14 protein-coding genes are annotated in these 14,946 nt (G+C 70.5%); 7 read left to right on the plus strand and 7 right to left on the minus strand.

Translation table 11 applies throughout. From position 1 onward, the window contains the following. Positions 1-103 precede the first annotated feature (103 nt). The 5 genes from araD to OG747_RS10220 form a co-directional block, all read right to left on the minus strand. Positions 104-1,864, minus strand: a complete 1,761-nt coding sequence (araD, locus tag OG747_RS10200) for an L-arabinonate dehydratase (protein WP_405878968.1) — start codon at positions 1,862-1,864, stop codon at positions 104-106. Beyond that, entirely contained in the window at positions 1,861-2,769 is a 909-nt protein-coding gene (locus OG747_RS10205; protein WP_405878969.1) for a dihydrodipicolinate synthase family protein, read from the minus strand. Before OG747_RS10205 ends, araD begins: the two co-directional genes overlap by 4 nt. After that, on the minus strand, positions 2,766-3,440 hold the full coding sequence (locus OG747_RS10210; protein ID WP_405878970.1) for a GntR family transcriptional regulator: 675 nt from the start codon (positions 3,438-3,440) through the stop codon (positions 2,766-2,768). Before OG747_RS10210 ends, OG747_RS10205 begins: the two co-directional genes overlap by 4 nt. Positions 3,441-3,606: 166 nt before the next feature. Continuing rightward, entirely contained in the window at positions 3,607-4,359 is a 753-nt protein-coding gene (locus OG747_RS10215; protein WP_405878971.1) for an MBL fold metallo-hydrolase, read from the minus strand. A gap of 119 nt (positions 4,360-4,478) precedes the next feature. Then, positions 4,479-5,066: a TIGR03086 family metal-binding protein gene (locus tag OG747_RS10220; RefSeq protein WP_405878972.1), complete on the minus strand. Its 588-nt coding sequence runs from the start codon at positions 5,064-5,066 to the stop codon at positions 4,479-4,481. 162 nt (positions 5,067-5,228) lie between these two features. Between OG747_RS10220 and OG747_RS10225 the strand changes: the two genes are divergently transcribed. Then, a complete protein-coding gene (locus OG747_RS10225) occupies positions 5,229-6,452 on the plus strand; it encodes an MFS transporter (protein WP_405878973.1) in 1,224 nt (407 codons plus the stop codon). Here the strand turns inward: OG747_RS10225 and OG747_RS10230 are convergent. Then, entirely contained in the window at positions 6,389-7,555 is a 1,167-nt protein-coding gene (locus OG747_RS10230) for a hypothetical protein (RefSeq protein WP_405878974.1), read from the minus strand. The two genes, OG747_RS10225 and OG747_RS10230, sit on opposite strands and share 64 nt — an antisense overlap. After that, positions 7,552-8,529: a 5-dehydro-4-deoxyglucarate dehydratase gene (locus OG747_RS10235; protein WP_405878975.1), complete on the minus strand. Its 978-nt coding sequence runs from the start codon at positions 8,527-8,529 to the stop codon at positions 7,552-7,554. Before OG747_RS10235 ends, OG747_RS10230 begins: the two co-directional genes overlap by 4 nt. Positions 8,530-8,781: 252 nt before the next feature. Between OG747_RS10235 and OG747_RS10240 the strand changes: the two genes are divergently transcribed. The 6 genes from OG747_RS10240 to OG747_RS10265 all read left to right on the plus strand — a co-directional run bounded on the left by OG747_RS10240 (position 8,782) and on the right by OG747_RS10265 (position 14,883). Beyond that, positions 8,782-9,606, plus strand: coding sequence for an NAD-dependent epimerase/dehydratase family protein (locus OG747_RS10240; protein WP_405878976.1), 825 nt, complete (start codon positions 8,782-8,784; stop codon positions 9,604-9,606). A gap of 290 nt (positions 9,607-9,896) precedes the next feature. Next, on the plus strand, positions 9,897-10,658 hold the full coding sequence (locus tag OG747_RS10245; protein WP_405878977.1) for a DeoR/GlpR family DNA-binding transcription regulator: 762 nt from the start codon (positions 9,897-9,899) through the stop codon (positions 10,656-10,658). An 88-nt stretch (positions 10,659-10,746) separates the two neighbouring features. After that, a complete protein-coding gene (locus tag OG747_RS10250; protein ID WP_405878978.1) occupies positions 10,747-12,114 on the plus strand; it encodes an ABC transporter substrate-binding protein in 1,368 nt (455 codons plus the stop codon). Continuing rightward, positions 12,111-13,046 carry a carbohydrate ABC transporter permease gene (locus OG747_RS10255; protein WP_405878979.1) on the plus strand — a complete coding sequence of 312 codons (936 nt, stop codon included), beginning with the start codon at positions 12,111-12,113 and terminating at the stop codon, positions 13,044-13,046. Before OG747_RS10250 ends, OG747_RS10255 begins: the two co-directional genes overlap by 4 nt. Continuing rightward, positions 13,046-13,897 carry a carbohydrate ABC transporter permease gene (locus tag OG747_RS10260; RefSeq protein WP_405878980.1) on the plus strand — a complete coding sequence of 284 codons (852 nt, stop codon included), beginning with the start codon at positions 13,046-13,048 and terminating at the stop codon, positions 13,895-13,897. The genes OG747_RS10255 and OG747_RS10260 overlap by 1 nt, the downstream gene beginning before the upstream one ends. After that, positions 13,894-14,883 (plus strand): zinc-dependent alcohol dehydrogenase family protein, encoded by a 990-nt coding sequence (locus OG747_RS10265; RefSeq protein WP_405878981.1) that lies wholly within the window; start codon positions 13,894-13,896, stop codon positions 14,881-14,883. The genes OG747_RS10260 and OG747_RS10265 overlap by 4 nt, the downstream gene beginning before the upstream one ends. Positions 14,884-14,946 lie beyond the last annotated feature (63 nt).

The raw sequence follows: 14,946 nt of genomic DNA on the forward strand, positions 1-14,946 counted from the left end.
GGCGGGTGGGCATAGGAAGCGCTTGCTGGCTACACATGGGTGAAGCGCTTCCCGTTTACTGTTCGAGATGTCGGCCAAAGGAGAGCGGCCCTCGCGGGCGCCCTCAGCCCGCGTACGGGTCCGGCACCTTCCCCGGCCGGGCCAGGAACGCGAAGTCGCAGCCGGTGTCCGCCTGGGTGATCTGCTCGCTGTAGAGCGCCCCGTAGCCGCGCTCGTACCGCTCGGGCGGCGCCGTCCACTCCGCCTTGCGCCGCTCCAACTCCGCGTCGTCCACGTTGAGTCGGAGCGACCTCGCCTCGACGTCGAGGGTGATCGTGTCCCCGCTGCGCACCAGGGCGAGCGGTCCGCCGACGTACGACTCGGGCGCCACGTGCAGCACACAGGCGCCGTAACTCGTGCCGCTCATCCGGGCGTCGGAGATCCGCACCATGTCCCGCACGCCCTGCTTCAGCAGGTGATCGGGGATGGGCAGCATCCCGTACTCCGGCATGCCGGGACCGCCCTTGGGCCCGGAGCCCCGCAGCACCAGCACGCTGTCCGCGGTGATGCCGAGCGACGGGTCGTTGATGGTCCGTTGCATGCTCTTGTAGTCGTCGAAGACGACCGCGGGACCGGTGTGCTCGAGCAGGTGCGGCTCGGCGGCGATGTGCTTGATGACGGCGCCGTCGGGGCAGAGGTTGCCGCGCAGTACGGCGACTCCGCCCTCGGCCGCGACCGGGTTCTGCCGGGTGCGGATGACGTCGTCGTCGTGCACCTGGGCACCGGCCAGCTGCTCGCGCATGCTGTCGTACGACACCGTCGGCCGGTCCAGGTGCAGCAGATCGGTGATCCGTGACAGGAACCCGGGCAGACCGCCGGCGAAGTGGAAGTCCTCCATGAGGTACTTCTGGCCGCCGGGCCGGACGTTGGCGAGCACCGGCACGGTCCGCGCGATCCGGTCGAAGTCGTCGAGCGTGAGCGTGACACCCGCGCGGCCCGCCATGGCGATCAGATGGATCACGGCGTTGGTGGAGCCACCGAGCCCGAGGACGGTCGTGACGGCGTCCGCGAAGGCGTCCTCGGTGAGGATGTCGGACAGCTTCCGGTCCTGGCGGACGAGCTCGACGATCCTGAGGCCGGCCGCGGCCGCCATCCGGTCGTGCCCGGAGTCGACGGCGGGAATGCTGGACGCGCCGGGCACGGTCACCCCGAGCGCCTCGGCCGCGGCCGTCAGCGTCGAAGCCGTACCCATGGTCATGCAGTGCCCCGGAGACCTCGCGAGTCCGCTCTCCAGCTCGGTCATCTCGCAGTCGCCGATGAGTCCGGCGCGCTTGTCGTCCCAGTACTTCCACATGTCGGTGCCGGAGCCGAGCACTTCGTTACGCCAGTGCCCGGGCAGCATGGGCCCGGCGGGCACGAAGACGGCCGGCAGGTCGACGGAGGCGGCCCCCATGAGCAGGGCGGGGGTGGACTTGTCGCAGCCGCCCATCAGCACGGCGCCGTCGACGGGGTACGAGCGCAGCAGCTCCTCGGTCTCCATCGCCAGCAGATTGCGGTAGAGCATCGGGGTCGGCTTCTGGAAGGTCTCGCTGAGGGTGGAGACCGGAAATTCGAGGGGGAAACCGCCCGCCTGCCACACTCCCCGCTTCACGGCCTGCGCACGGTCGCGCAGGTGGACGTGGCAGGGGTTGATGTCGGACCAGGTGTTCAGGATGGCGATGACCGGCTTGCCGAGGTGCTCCTCGGGAAGGTAGCCGAGCTGGCGGGTGCGGGCCCGGTGGCTGAAGGAGCGCAGACCCGACGAGACGCCGCTGCCGTACCACTGGTGGCTCCTGAGCTCCTCCGGACGCTTCGGCTCCCGTCTCCCCCGGCCCTTGTCGCTCATATGGACCACCCCGCGGCGATGGCGGCGACTTCCGCCCGCTCGGACTCGGGCAGCTCCTTGCTCGGCGGGCGCACCTCGCGGCGGCACAGACCGAGCGAGGCGAGGGCCTCCTTGACCACGGTGACGTTGTTGGCGGAGGTGTTCGCCGCGCGCAGCTCCTCGAAGCGGCGGATCTGCTCCCAGACCTTCATGGCGGCCGGGTAGTCGCCGGATCGAAGCGCTTCGATCATGTTCAGCGAGACGGCCGGGGCGACGTTCACGAGCCCGGAGGTGAAGCCCGTGGCACCGGCCGAGAAGTACGAGGGCGCGTACGGTTCGGCGAGCCCCGCGACCCACACGAACCGGTCGAGCCCCGCGTCCCGGGCGAAGGCGGCGAAGCGGGCCGCGTCCGGGACGGCGTACTTCACACCGATGACGTTCGGGCAGACGTCGGCGAGGTCGGCGAGCCGGTCGCCGGGCAGTACCGGATTGCGGATGTAGGGCACGACGCCCAGCTCCGGCACGGCCTCGGCGATCGCCCGGTGGTAGTCGACCCAGCCACCCTCCGAGACGTACGGGTGCACGGGCTGATGGACCATCACCATCTGCGCCCCGAGCTCCCGGGCGTGCCGGGCGGAGGCGACGGCGGTCGGCACGTCGTGCCCGACGCCGACCAGGATGGCGGCGCGGTCGCCCACCTCGTCGATCGTCAACTCGGCGACGAGCTGCCGCTCTTCCGGGGTCAGGGCGTAGAACTCACCGGTGTTGCCGTTGGGGGTGAGGGTGCGGACGCCGCCGTCGAGCAGCCGACGCAGCAGGGCCCGGTGGGTGTCGCGGTCGATCGTCCCGTCCTCCGCGAAGGGGGTCACGGGGATCGCCACGACCTCGGCGAGCGCCGCCCGCTGGGTCTCGTACGTCGCTGTCATTCCTGTCCATCCTGTTCCTGGGCCAGGGCCTCTTCCGAGGACTGCGGGAAGGCCCGTCGCACGAACGACTCGATGTGGGCGTGCAGCGCGCGGGCCGCGCCGTCGGCGTCACCGTCGAGGGCGAGGCGCAGGATCTCCCGGTGCTCGCCGGCCTCGCGCTCCCAGGACGGGTCGGCGGCCCACGCGACCGCGGACACGAGAGCGGCCTGGTCACGCACTTCGTCGAGCATCCGGCCGAGCAGCGGGTTGCCGCACGACACGTACAGGGCGCGGTGGAACTCCCGGTTGGCCAGGGAGCGTTCGGCGGTGTCGGAGGCGTCGTCGGCACGGGTCAGCGCGTCGCGCGCGGCGTCGAGCGACGCCTCGCGCCGTACGGTGCGCCGCAGCGCCTCCGGCTCCAGCAGCAGCCGCACGTCGTACACCTCGCGCGCCATGTCCGCGTCCACCATGCGCACCGTGACGCCCTTGTACTGGTTCATCACGACGAGTCCGGTACCGGCCAGGGTCTTGAGCGCCTCACGCACGGGCGTCTTCGACACCCCGAACTGTGCGGCGAGCTCGGTCTCGACCAGAGCCTGTCCCGGGGTCAACTGCCCGGTGAGGATCCGGTGCTTGATCCCCTCCAGCACGAACTGCGTGCGGGACGGGATCGGGGTGGGCACAGAGGTCATGCGCGCCTCTCGGATCTCGCGTATGTGATCTCACATATCGCGTCTCATATATGACGTACGAAGTACGACGGGTTGAAGGTAGGAGCGGCCCTGTGTTTCGTCAATGCTTCTGACAAAGGAAGTCGAGGTTGCCGAGACAGGAGCACCGGGGAGAGGCCGGGCGGGATCAGACGATCCTGGTGTCGCCTTCGCGGGCGGTGTCCGTGGGACGGCCGAAGGCCACCGCGGCGCGCGCGGTCGCCGCCTCACGGGTGAGCGTGGGCCCGACGTGGGTGACGAGCAGCTCGCGCACCCGTGCCTCACGGGCGATGCCACCCGCGTCCTCGGGCGTCAGATGAACCCGTTCGCCTTCGCGATGCGCATCGATGTCCGCCTCGCACAGGAACACATCGGCCCGGGAGGCGAGTTCGGCGAGCGCGGCGCAGGGCCCGCTGTCCCCGGAGTACGCGAGGACACTCCCCTGGCACTCGGCACGCAGTCCGTACGCCTCGGTGCCGTGGGCGACGGCGCGGGCGGTGAGCCGAAGGTTCCAGTGCTGGACGGCGTGGCCGTCGTACAAGGGCCGGAAGTCGAGGATGCCGCTCAGGAAGTCCACGTCCGGCTTGCCGAAGAAGCCCGCGAGCCGCTGGGCACACCCCTGCGGCGCATACACCGGGACCGGCGCGGCCGGGGTCATCCCACCGAACGCGAACGCGTAGGTGGCGGCGAGCAGATCCGCGCTGTGGTCGGCGTGCAGATGCGAGATCCAGATCGCCGTGAGCCGCGCCGGATCCGTGTGCCGCTGCAACTCGGCGAACGTGCCGGGCCCGGCGTCCACCCACACCTCGGCGCCGCCGCCGCGCAGCAGGTACCCGGAGCACGGGCGCCCGGGCCGCGGGTGCGGGGAGGCGGTGCCGAGGATGGTGAGGGCGAGGGGCATGGTGGGGAGGTTACGGTTCCGGGCGCGCCCTTTTCTCCGGACACCACTTCTTCTTGGGAATCGGGTCGGAGCCAGAACGGTACGCCCGGAAAGAGGCGTGGGCCCCCGATGGTGACCTTTTACAGCTTCCAGCCCGGATCCCGCCCGCTCAGTCCCACCGCCCGGTCAAGGAGCGGCGCGTCGTCGGGGACGGGAACGACGGGGCCGAAGCCGCCGTTGCCGCGGCCGGGGTCGTCGGCCAGGGCGAGGAGGAAGCCGTACGACGCCTGCAGGGCCGCAGGGTCGGGGGTGTAGGCCTGGCCGGTCGCCCGCGCCAGGTCCCAGCCGTGGATCACCAGCTCGTCGGTGGCGACCGCACCCGCGATGCCGCCGGGCAGGTCCACGCCGCCCGCGCGGGTCATGCCGGTCCAGGCGGCGGGGTCGCGCCAGGCCTCGGCGAGCTCGTCCAGGGCCTTGGGCAGCTCCTCGCGCCAGCCGGGGCCGATGTCCGGCACGGTGTCGTTCGGGCTGGTGTCGGTGGTGACGCCCAGGTCCTTGCGACCGGCGTCGCGGAAGGCGACGGACAGCCCCAGCAGATGTCCCAGCATGTTGCGCACCGCGCAGTCGGGACACGGCGTCACGGCCGGGAGCTGCTCGTCGCTGACACCCTCGGCCAGCCGCAGCAGCTCTCGCGTCTGGGGGCCCAGGTCGAAGATCATGTCGGTCATCCCTTGCTCCTTCGGGGGTTGCGGTGTCCATGCGGAAGGCGGTGTCCGTCTCCGTACGGAAGGTGGACTGTCCGGGTTCCCGGAACTCATCGGTGACCGCCCTCTTTCTTAGGGCACCTGCCCGATGTCCCCATGCATGCCTTAGACCGACGATGACCAGGCATGACGACGAACTGGACCATGACACGCGTCCTGCGGGACCGCGACGCGGGGCTGTATCTGACGAGCGTGGTGGTGTCCGCCTTCGGCACGTCCTCGCTGTGGCTGGCGTCCGGTGTGTGGGTCAAGGACCTCACCGGCTCGAACGGGCTGGCCGCGCTGTGCATGCTCGCGATGTGGGCCCCGACCCTGGCCGGCCCGGCGCTCGGCACGATCGCCGACCGTGTCCGGCGCAAGCCGCTGCTGATCTGGACGAACCTCGGCCTCGCCGGTCTCCTCCTCACCCTCTTCGGCGTCGGCTCCCGGGACGACCTGTGGCTTCTGTTCACCGTCCTGTTCGTGTACGGCGCCACCGTCGTCGTCCACGACCCCGCCGAGTCGGCCCTCCTCGCTGCCGTCGTCGGCCCGGAGCTCCTCGGCGACCTCAACGGACTGCGGATGACCGCCACCGAGGGCATGAAGCTGGTGGCCCCGCTGACGGGCGCGGGCCTCTACGCGGCCTACGGCGGGCCGACGGTCGCCTGTCTGGACGCCGTCACATTCGTGCTGGCCGCAGTGCTCTGGGCGCTCATCCGCGTCCGCGACGAGCGGCCGGCCGGTACCTGGCGGGCGCAGACCGTCGAGGGTGCCCGCCACCTGTGGGGGCATCCCCGGCTGCGCCCGCTGGTCCTGGCGGGCGGGACCACGATGTTCTTCGCCGCCCTGAGCGGCACGACGACCTATGCGGTCGTGGACGGCCTGGGGCACTCCCCCGCCTACGCGGGTGTGCTGTACGCGGTCCAGGGCACCGGCTCGGTGGCCGTGGGGCTGGTCTCCGGGCCCGCGCTGCGCCGGCTCGGCGAGCGCCGGTTCGCGGCGGGCGGGATCGCGCTCATGGCGGTTGCGGTGGCCGCGCGGGCGGTCCCGTCCGACCCGGTGGCCCTGGCGGCCAGCGCGGCGATCGGCCTGGGGTTGCCGTGTGTGCTGATCGCCGCGTTCACCGCCGTGCAGCGCGAGGTGCCGGGGCCGCTGCTGGGCCGTGCGACCGCCACGGCCAACACCCTGGTCTTCACCCCGAACGTGATCGGGCTGGCCATGGGGGCGGCCCTGGTCGAACTGGTCGACCACCGGCTGCTGCTGGTCCTGTTCGGCCTGGCGCTGCTCGCGACGACCGCCTCTCTGGCTCAGAGCCGGGACAGCGCCTCCCGCACCGCCGACAGGTCCTCGTCCGACGCCAACCCGGCGTGATACAGCCGCAGTTCCGTCGCCCCGAGCTCCCGTGCGCGGGCCGCGTCCGCCCTCAGGGTGCCGGGGCTGCCGCCCATCCCGGAGACCACGGTGAGGTTGGCGGCGAGGACGGCGGCATCGCCGCCGTCCTCGGCGAACGGCGTCAGCAGGCCCGCCCCGCCCGTACAGGGCACGACCACGCCGTCCGCCACGGACAGGATGTGGGCCGGGTCCACGCCGGCGTTGGCACCGCAGTGGTACGACACCGGGTCCGCGTGGAGGAGCACCTGGAAGCCGTCGGGCGCGGCCGCGCGGACCGCGGCGACGGCCTCCTCCTGGAGCGTACGGGCGGTTTCGTCGCGCCACGCGCGCGTGGCGGCGGCCTGCCGGTCGCCGAGGAGTTTCCCCACGCCCGCCCAGCCCCCGTCGTCGGGCGCGCCCTGCCACAGCGGCTCCAGCGCGGTCCGTACGGCCGACGCCAACTCGTCCGCGTCCAGGCCCTGTCCGCCGTACCCGTCCCGGCAGGAGGGACAGAAGCAGAGCGACATCAGGTACTGCCCGGCGTCCCCGAGGCCGACCCCGCCGGTCTTGTCGTGGGCGTGCAGATGCGCGAGCCCGTACCACCCGAGCGACTCCAGCTCCGTACCGCCGGCCCCGGGCCGTACCGCCGCCTCCACCGCGAGGCCGACGAGGTACTCCCGCGTGTCGGCCTGGGCGATGCACGGCGCCCACGCGTACCGGTCTCCGTAAGCGTTGACGACGGAGGTGGACGGGTGCTCGGCCCCCAGCCGGGAGTTGTGCGCCAGGACCACCCACGTGTGCACGTCGAGGCCGGCGTCCGCGAGCGCGGCGGCGGCCTCCCCGTACGCGTCCCCGGGTGCCCACTCCCCGGCCGGGTACGGCCGCAGCGCACGCCCCTGCCACCGGGAGTCGTCGACCGGATACAGGACGGCAGCGTGCGCGGCCGTGACGATGCGGCGCCGAGGGTGACGGGGGGTCAACGCGCGCGTGGAGTGGTACGCGGACGCGAGCGTCACCTGCCGCACCCCGAGCCCGGCGATCCACCCGGCCGCCCCCGGGTCCCCGACGACGTCCCACGGATAGACGAAAGCGGACGCCTTCACTCCCCTTCCCCCCGCCCTTCGCCCCGGCGCTCTCCCTCAAGCGCCTCCAGCAGCGCATACCCCCGCTCGATCAACTGCGCGAGCTGCTTCACATGATCCTCGGTCGGCTCGTGCAACGGCGGCCGTACCTCCCCCACATCCAGTCCCCGCAGCCGCACCCCCGCCTTGACCAGTGAGACCGCGTATCCGCGGCCCTGCGCCCGCAGGTCGACGAAGGGACGGTAGAAGCCGTCCAGCAGGCGGTTGGCCGTCTCGTCATCACCGGCGTTCAGCGCCGCATAAAACGCCAGAGCGATCTCGGGTGCGAAGCAGAAGACCGCCGACGAGTACAGCGTGATGCCGATCCCCCGGTACGCGAGGCCCGTCAGCTCGGCGGTCGGCAGCCCGTTGAAGTACAGGAAGTCACCGGGGACCTCACTGCGCACCGCGCTCACGATCCGCTGCATCAGGTCGAGGTCGCCCACCCCGTCCTTGAAGCCGATGATCCCCTCGGTGCGGGCCAGTTCGACGACGGTCTCCGGTGTGAACACGGCGTTGTCGCGCTGGTACACCACGATGTCCAGTGAGGTCGCGGCGGCGAGTTCCCGGTAGTGCCGCAGCAGTCCTTCCTGACCGGCCACCACCAGGTACGGCGGCATCGCGAGCAGCCCGTCGGCCCCGGCCTCCTCGGCCAGCCGTGCGAACCGTACGGCGAGCGCGGTCCCGTACCCGGCGCCCGCGACGACCGGCACCCTCCCCGCCGCCTCTTCCACGGCCGCCCGTACGCACTCCTGGAACTCCTCGGGCGCGAGCGCGTGGAACTCGCCGGTGCCGCAGCAGGCGAAGACGGCGGCGGCACCGGCCTCCACACCGCGTCGCACATGCGTGCGGTAGGTGTCGAGGTCGAGGGCGCCGTCGGGGCCGTACGCCGTGACAGGGAAGAACAGCGGCCCACTGGGGATGCTGAGCCGAGCGGCAAGGGGGGCTGACGTCACGGACTCTCCCTGAGGCAGGTGCTCACGCACACAACAGCGGGTGCATGTTTCTGATCTATGTCCATATTTCTGAACGCGACCACGCTAAAGCGCGAACTTGGGGCGGTCAAGCGCGCAAACCCGCAACACGGCAGCGGATTCGCCACCTCCACGTGACACTTGACGCAGGAGGTCGGCGCTCCTTAGCGTGTCCATGGATGTGAATACCGTACACGGATACGGCCATTCAGGTGGCCGTGAGGAGACACCCGCATGCCCGCTCCCCGCACCGTTCTGCTCACCGGCGCCGCCGGTGGACTCGGCACCCTGATGCGGGGGCTGCTGCCGGACTACGGCTACGAGCTGCGCCTCCTCGACCTGCTGCCCGTCGAGGGCGAGCCGGACGCGATCACCGCGGACCTCGCCGACAAGGCCGCCCTGCGCGAGGCCGTACGGGGCGTCGACGCGATCATCCACCTCGCGGGCATCTCCCTGGAAGCCTCCTTCGACAAGATCCTCAAGGCGAACATCGAGGGGACGTACAACCTGTACGAGGCGGCACGCGAAGAGGGCGTACGACGTATCGTCTTCGCCTCCTCCAACCACGCTGTGGGCTTCACCCCGCGCCCCCAGGGCGAGGCCCCCTTCGACGACAGCGCCCTGATCCCCATCGACACCCCGCGCCGCCCGGACACCTTCTACGGCCTCTCCAAGTCCTTCGGCGAGGATCTGGCGCAGTTCTACTGGGACAAGCACGGCCTGGAGACGGTCTCGGTCCGCATCGGCTCCTGCTTCGCGGAGCCCACCAGCGTGCGCATGCTCTCCGTCTGGATGAGCCCCGAGGACGGCGCCCGTCTCTTCCACGCGGCGCTGACCGCCGAGGACGTACGGCACACGGTCGTCTACGGCTCATCCGCCAACACCCGCCTGTGGTGGGACCTCTCGACGGCCAGGGCGCTGGGCTACGAGCCGCAGGACGACTCGGAGCCGTACGCCGAGAAGCTCATCGCCGAGCAGGGCGAGCTCGACCCGGACAACCCGGACCACGCCCACCTGGGCGGCCACTTCACCACGCACCCGCCGATCTGGCCGTACTGACGACCGGACGGCCAAAAGGCGACCGCGGCGGGGGCGCGGGAGAGCGGGCGGGCACCGAACGGGCCCGCCCGCCGCCGTGTTCGGGCACGAACCCTGCCCGATCCCACCCCGCCCGCCGCTCCGCCCCAGGTCCGGCGCGGTCACCCGCCCCGCCAAACGGTCACAGCCGGGCATCATCGGTCACGCAACAGGCCTGGTCAGTGCCGCGCACCCGCTGTAGAACTTCCCCCAAGGCCCACACCGGGCCCGAACGGGCAGTACGCACAGGACGCAGGGAGCAGGTGTCGGCCATGACCGCGGAAGAACGTCAGCGGGAGATCGTCCGGGCCGCCCGCCGTACGGGGTCGGTCGACGTCACCGCGCTCGCCGCCGAACTGGGCGTCGCCAAGGAGACCGTACGGCGTGATCTGCGCGCCCTGGAGGATCACGGGCTGGTGCGCCGCACGCACGGCGGCGCCTATCCCGTGGAGAGCGCCGGGTTCGAGACGACGCTCGCGTTCCGCGCCACCAGCCACGTGCCCGAGAAGCGCAGGATCGCGAGTGCCGCGGCCGAACTGCTCGGGGACGCCGAGACGGTCTTCATCGACGAGGGCTTCACCCCGCAGCTCATCGCCGAGGCGCTCCCCAAGGACCGGCCACTGACCGTGGTCACCGCCTCCCTGGCCACCGCGGGCGCGCTCGCCGAGGCCGACCACACGAGCGTCCTGCTGCTCGGCGGCCGGGTCCGCCCGGGCACGCTCGCGACCGTGGACCACTGGACGACGAAGATGCTCGCCGGCTTCGTCATCGACCTGGCGTACATCGGCGCCAACGGCATCTCCCGCGAACACGGGCTCACCACCCCCGACCCGGCGGTCAGCGAGGTCAAAGCCCAGGCGATCAGGGCCTCCCGGCGCACGGTCTTCGCGGGCGTGCACACCAAGTTCGGTGCGGTCAGCTTCTGCCGCTTCGCGGAGATCACCGCCCTGGAAACGATCGTCACGAGCACGCTGCTTCCGACGTCCGAAGCTCACCGGTACTCCCTGCAGGGCCCCCAGGTCATCCGAGTCTGAAAACCCAACTCACCCCCTACAAGGGCACACCCACACCCGAAGACGCCCTTTATCTCCCCTCATCTCCCTATACGTCCAGGAGCGATCCATGCGAACCCAGAGCCGACGGAGGCCGCGCGCACTCGCCGCGGCCGCCGCAGGGACGCTGCTCGCCCCGCTGCTCTCCGGCTGTTGGGTCGGAGCGGGCGGGTCAGGGTCAGGCGGCGACTCCATCAACGTCCTGATGGTCAACAACCCCCAGATGGTGGAGCTGCAGAAGCTCACCAAGGCGCACTTCTCCAAGGAGACCGGCATCAAGGTGAACTTCACCGTGCTGCCGGAGAACGACGTCCGCGACAAGATCAGCCAGGACTTCGCCAACCAGGCCGGTCAGTACGACGTCGCCACGCTCTCCAACTACGAGATACCGATCTACGCCCGCAACGGCTGGCTGCACGAGATGGACTCCTACGTACGCCAGGACAGCGGCTACGACGAGCAGGACATCCTCGCCCCCATGCGGCAGTCCCTGACGGCCGACGACGGCAAGCTCTACGGGCAGCCGTTCTACGGCGAGTCGTCCTTCCTGATGTACCGCAAGGACGTGTTCGCCCAGAAGGGCCTGACGATGCCCGACCACCCCACCTGGGAGCAGGTCGGACAGCTCGCCACCGAGGCCGACGGCGCCCAGTCCGGCATGAAGGGCATCTGTCTGCGTGGACTGCCGGGCTGGGGCGAACTCATGGCACCCCTCACCACCGTCGTGAACACCTTCGGCGGCACCTGGTTCGACAAGAACTGGAAGGCCCACCTCGACTCCCCCGAGTTCGAAAAGGCAACGAAGTTCTACGTGGACCTCGTCCGGCAACACGGCGAGTCCGGCGCCGCCCAGTCCGGCTTCGCCGAGTGCCTCAACAACATGACCCAGGGCAAGACGGCCATGTGGTACGACGCCACCTCCGCGGCGGGTTCACTGGAGGCGGCCGACTCCCCGGTCAAGGGCAAGATCGGCTACGTACCCGCGCCCGTCGAGAAGACCAAGTCCTCCGGCTGGCTCTACACCTGGGCCTGGGGCCTGCAGAAGGCCTCCCACAACTCCGACAAGGCCTGGAAGTTCATCTCCTGGGCCTCCAGCAAGCAGTACGAGCAGCTGGTCGGGGACACCGCCGGCTGGTCCGACGTGCCGGCCGGAAAGCGCGCCTCGACATACACGAACGCCGCCTACCGCAAGGAGGCCGGGGCCTTCCAGGAGATGACCCGCGAAGCCATCGAGGGCGCCCGGCCGCGCGACCCGGGGGTGCAGCCGCGCCCCGCGCCCGGCATCCAGTTCGTGGGCATCCCCGAGTTCACCGATCTCGGCACCAAGGTCTCGCAGGAGATCAGCGCGGCCATCGCCGGACGCCAGTCCGTCGACTCGGCCCTGAAGAAGTCCCAGAAACTCGCCGAGAAGATCTCCAAGGAGTACGAGGGACGATGACCGCCACGACAACGGCCCCCGTGGCCGCGACTCCCGTACGCACCCTGGGAAAGCCGTCCACCCGGCTGCGCGCCTGGGCCACCCGCGCACCGCTGCTCCCCGCCCTGATCTTCATGATCGCCGTGACCCAGCTCCCCTTCGTGGCCACACTGGTGATCTCCTTCTTCGACTGGAACGCGCTCTACCCCAAGGCCCGCCACTTCACCGGCTTCTCCAACTACTCGGACGTCCTGACCGACCCCGACCTGCGCCACTCGGTGTGGACGACCATCCTCCTGACGGCGGCCGTGGTCGTCGCCAGCCTGATCCTCGGCCTCGGCCTGGCCCTGCTCCTGGACCGCAGGTTCCGCGGCCGGGGCATCGTCAGAACCCTCCTCATCGCCCCCTTCCTGGTGGTCCCGGTAGCCGCGGCCCTGCTCTGGAAGCACGTGCTCTACAACCCCGAATACGGCCTGTTGAACGGGTTGCTGCACTACGTGGGCGGCCCCCAGCCGGACTGGATCTCCAACACGCCGCTGCTGGCCGTCGAGGCCTCCCTCGTCTGGCAGTGGACGCCCTTCATGATGCTGATCCTCCTGGCCGGCCTGCAGAGCCGCGACCACCAGCAGATCGAGGCCGCCCGGGTGGACGGCGCGAGCGACTGGCAGGTCTTCCGCCACCTCACCGTCCCCCACCTGCGCCGCTACCTCGAACTGGGCGCCCTGCTGGGCTCGATCTACATCGTCCAGAACTTCGACGCTGTCTTCACCCTCACCTCCGGCGGCCTGGGGACGGCCAACCTCCCCTACACCGTCTACCAGAGCTTCTACCAGGCCCACGAGAACGGCCTCGCCTCCGCCGCGGGCGTCCTGGTCGTCATAGGTTCGATCATCATCGCGACCTTCGCGCTGCGCGTGGTCTCGTCCCTGTTCCGCGAGGAGGTGTCCCACTGATGAGCGCCACCACGATCCGCGTACGGCCCCGGCGTGCCCGGGGAGCGGGCCTGGGCCTGCTGGCCTGGCTGCTCGGTGTGCTGTTCTTCCTGCCCATCGCCTGGATGGCCCTGACGTCGTTCCACTCGGAGTCGGACGCGGCGACCAACCCGCCCTCCTTCGGCGCCGCCCTCACCCTCGACGGCTATCGCGACTTCTTCGGCACGGGCGGCGGCGCGAGCCCCTGGCCCGCGCTGATCAACTCGACCGTGGCCTCGGTGGTCTCCACCCTCTGCGTCCTCCTCCTGGCCTTCCCCGCGGCGTACGCGCTCTCCATCCGCCCGGTGAAGAAGTGGACGGACGTCCTGTTCTTCTTCCTGTCGACCAAGATGCTGCCGGTGGTGGCGGGCCTCCTCCCGATCTACCTCTTCGCCAAGAACACCGGAATGCTGGACAACATCTGGCTCCTGGTCATCCTCTACACCTCCATGAACCTGCCGATCGCGGTGTGGATGATGCAGTCGTTCCTCGCCGAGGTACCGGTGGCGGTGATCGAGGCGGCGCAGATCGACGGCGCGAGGCTGCCGACGATCCTGGCCCGCGTCGTAGCCCCCATAGCCCTCCCCGGTATCGCGGCGACGGCCCTGATCTGCTTCATCTTCAGCTGGAACGAGTTGCTGTTCGCACGCGTGCTCACGGGCGTGGTCGCCGAGACGGCCCCCGTCTTCCTGACCGGCTTCATCACCAGCCAGGGCCTGTTCCTGGCCAAGGTGTGCGCCGCGTCGCTCGTCATCTCCCTGCCGGTGCTCGCCGCGGGGTTCGCCGCCCAGGACAAACTGGTCCAGGGCCTGTCCTTGGGAGCCGTCAAATGAAGGCCGCCGTCATCGAGTCCGTGGGCCGCGCCGTCGTCACCGAGGTCCCGGACCCGACGCCAGGGCCCCGCGAGGTCGTCGTCGAGGTCGCGGCCTGCGGCCTGTGCGGTACGGACCTGCACATCCTCCAGGGCGAGTTCGCGCCCAAGCTGCCGATCGTGCCGGGACACGAGTTCGCCGGCGAGGTGGTCGGAGTGGGCACCCAGGTCACGGAGGTCGCGGTCGGCGACCGGGTGGCGGTGGACCCGTCCCTGTACTGCCACGAGTGCCGGTACTGCCGTACGGGCCACAACAACCTCTGCGAGCGGTGGGCGGCGATCGGGGTGACGACGGCGGGGGGCGCGGCGCAGTACGCGACGGCCCCCGTGGCCAACTGCGTCAAGCTCCCGGACCACGTCCGCACCCAGGACGCGGCGCTCGTGGAACCCCTCTCCTGCGCGGTACGCGGCTACGACGTCCTTCAGTCCCGGCTCGGTGCCCATGTCCTGATCTACGGCTCCGGGACGATGGGCCTGATGATGCTGGAGCTCGCCAAGCGCACAGGTGCGGCGAGCGTGGACGTGGTGGACGTCAACCCGGCCCGCCTCACCACGGCACGGCAACTCGGGGTTTCGGCGTCCGCCGCGACCCCCGACGAACTGGACCGGCCGCAAGGCTGGGACCTGGTGATCGACGCCACGGGCAACGCGGCCGCGATCCAGGACGGGCTGGAACGGGTGGCGAAGGCGGGGACGTTCTTGCAGTTCGGGGTGGCCGACTACGCGACACGGGTGACGATCGACCCGTACCGGATCTACAACCAGGAGATCACGATCACCGGTTCGATGGCGGTCCTGCACAGTTTCGAACGGGCAGCGGAGCTGTTCGCGAACGGTGTACTCGATCCCGAGGTGTTCATCAGTGACCGGATTCCGCTGGAGCGGTACCCGGAGGCGCTGGAGCAGTTCGCCGCCGGAGTGGGGCGCAAGATCATTTTGGTGCCGTAGGAAGTTCGCATCAGGTTCCTCCAAGGCCGGGGGCTGGATTTCCCGGGCCGGCGCTTCCAGGCG

The sequence above is a fragment of the Streptomyces sp. NBC_01384 genome (genome assembly GCF_045040035.1).
GTDB lineage: Bacteria > Actinomycetota > Actinomycetes > Streptomycetales > Streptomycetaceae > Streptomyces.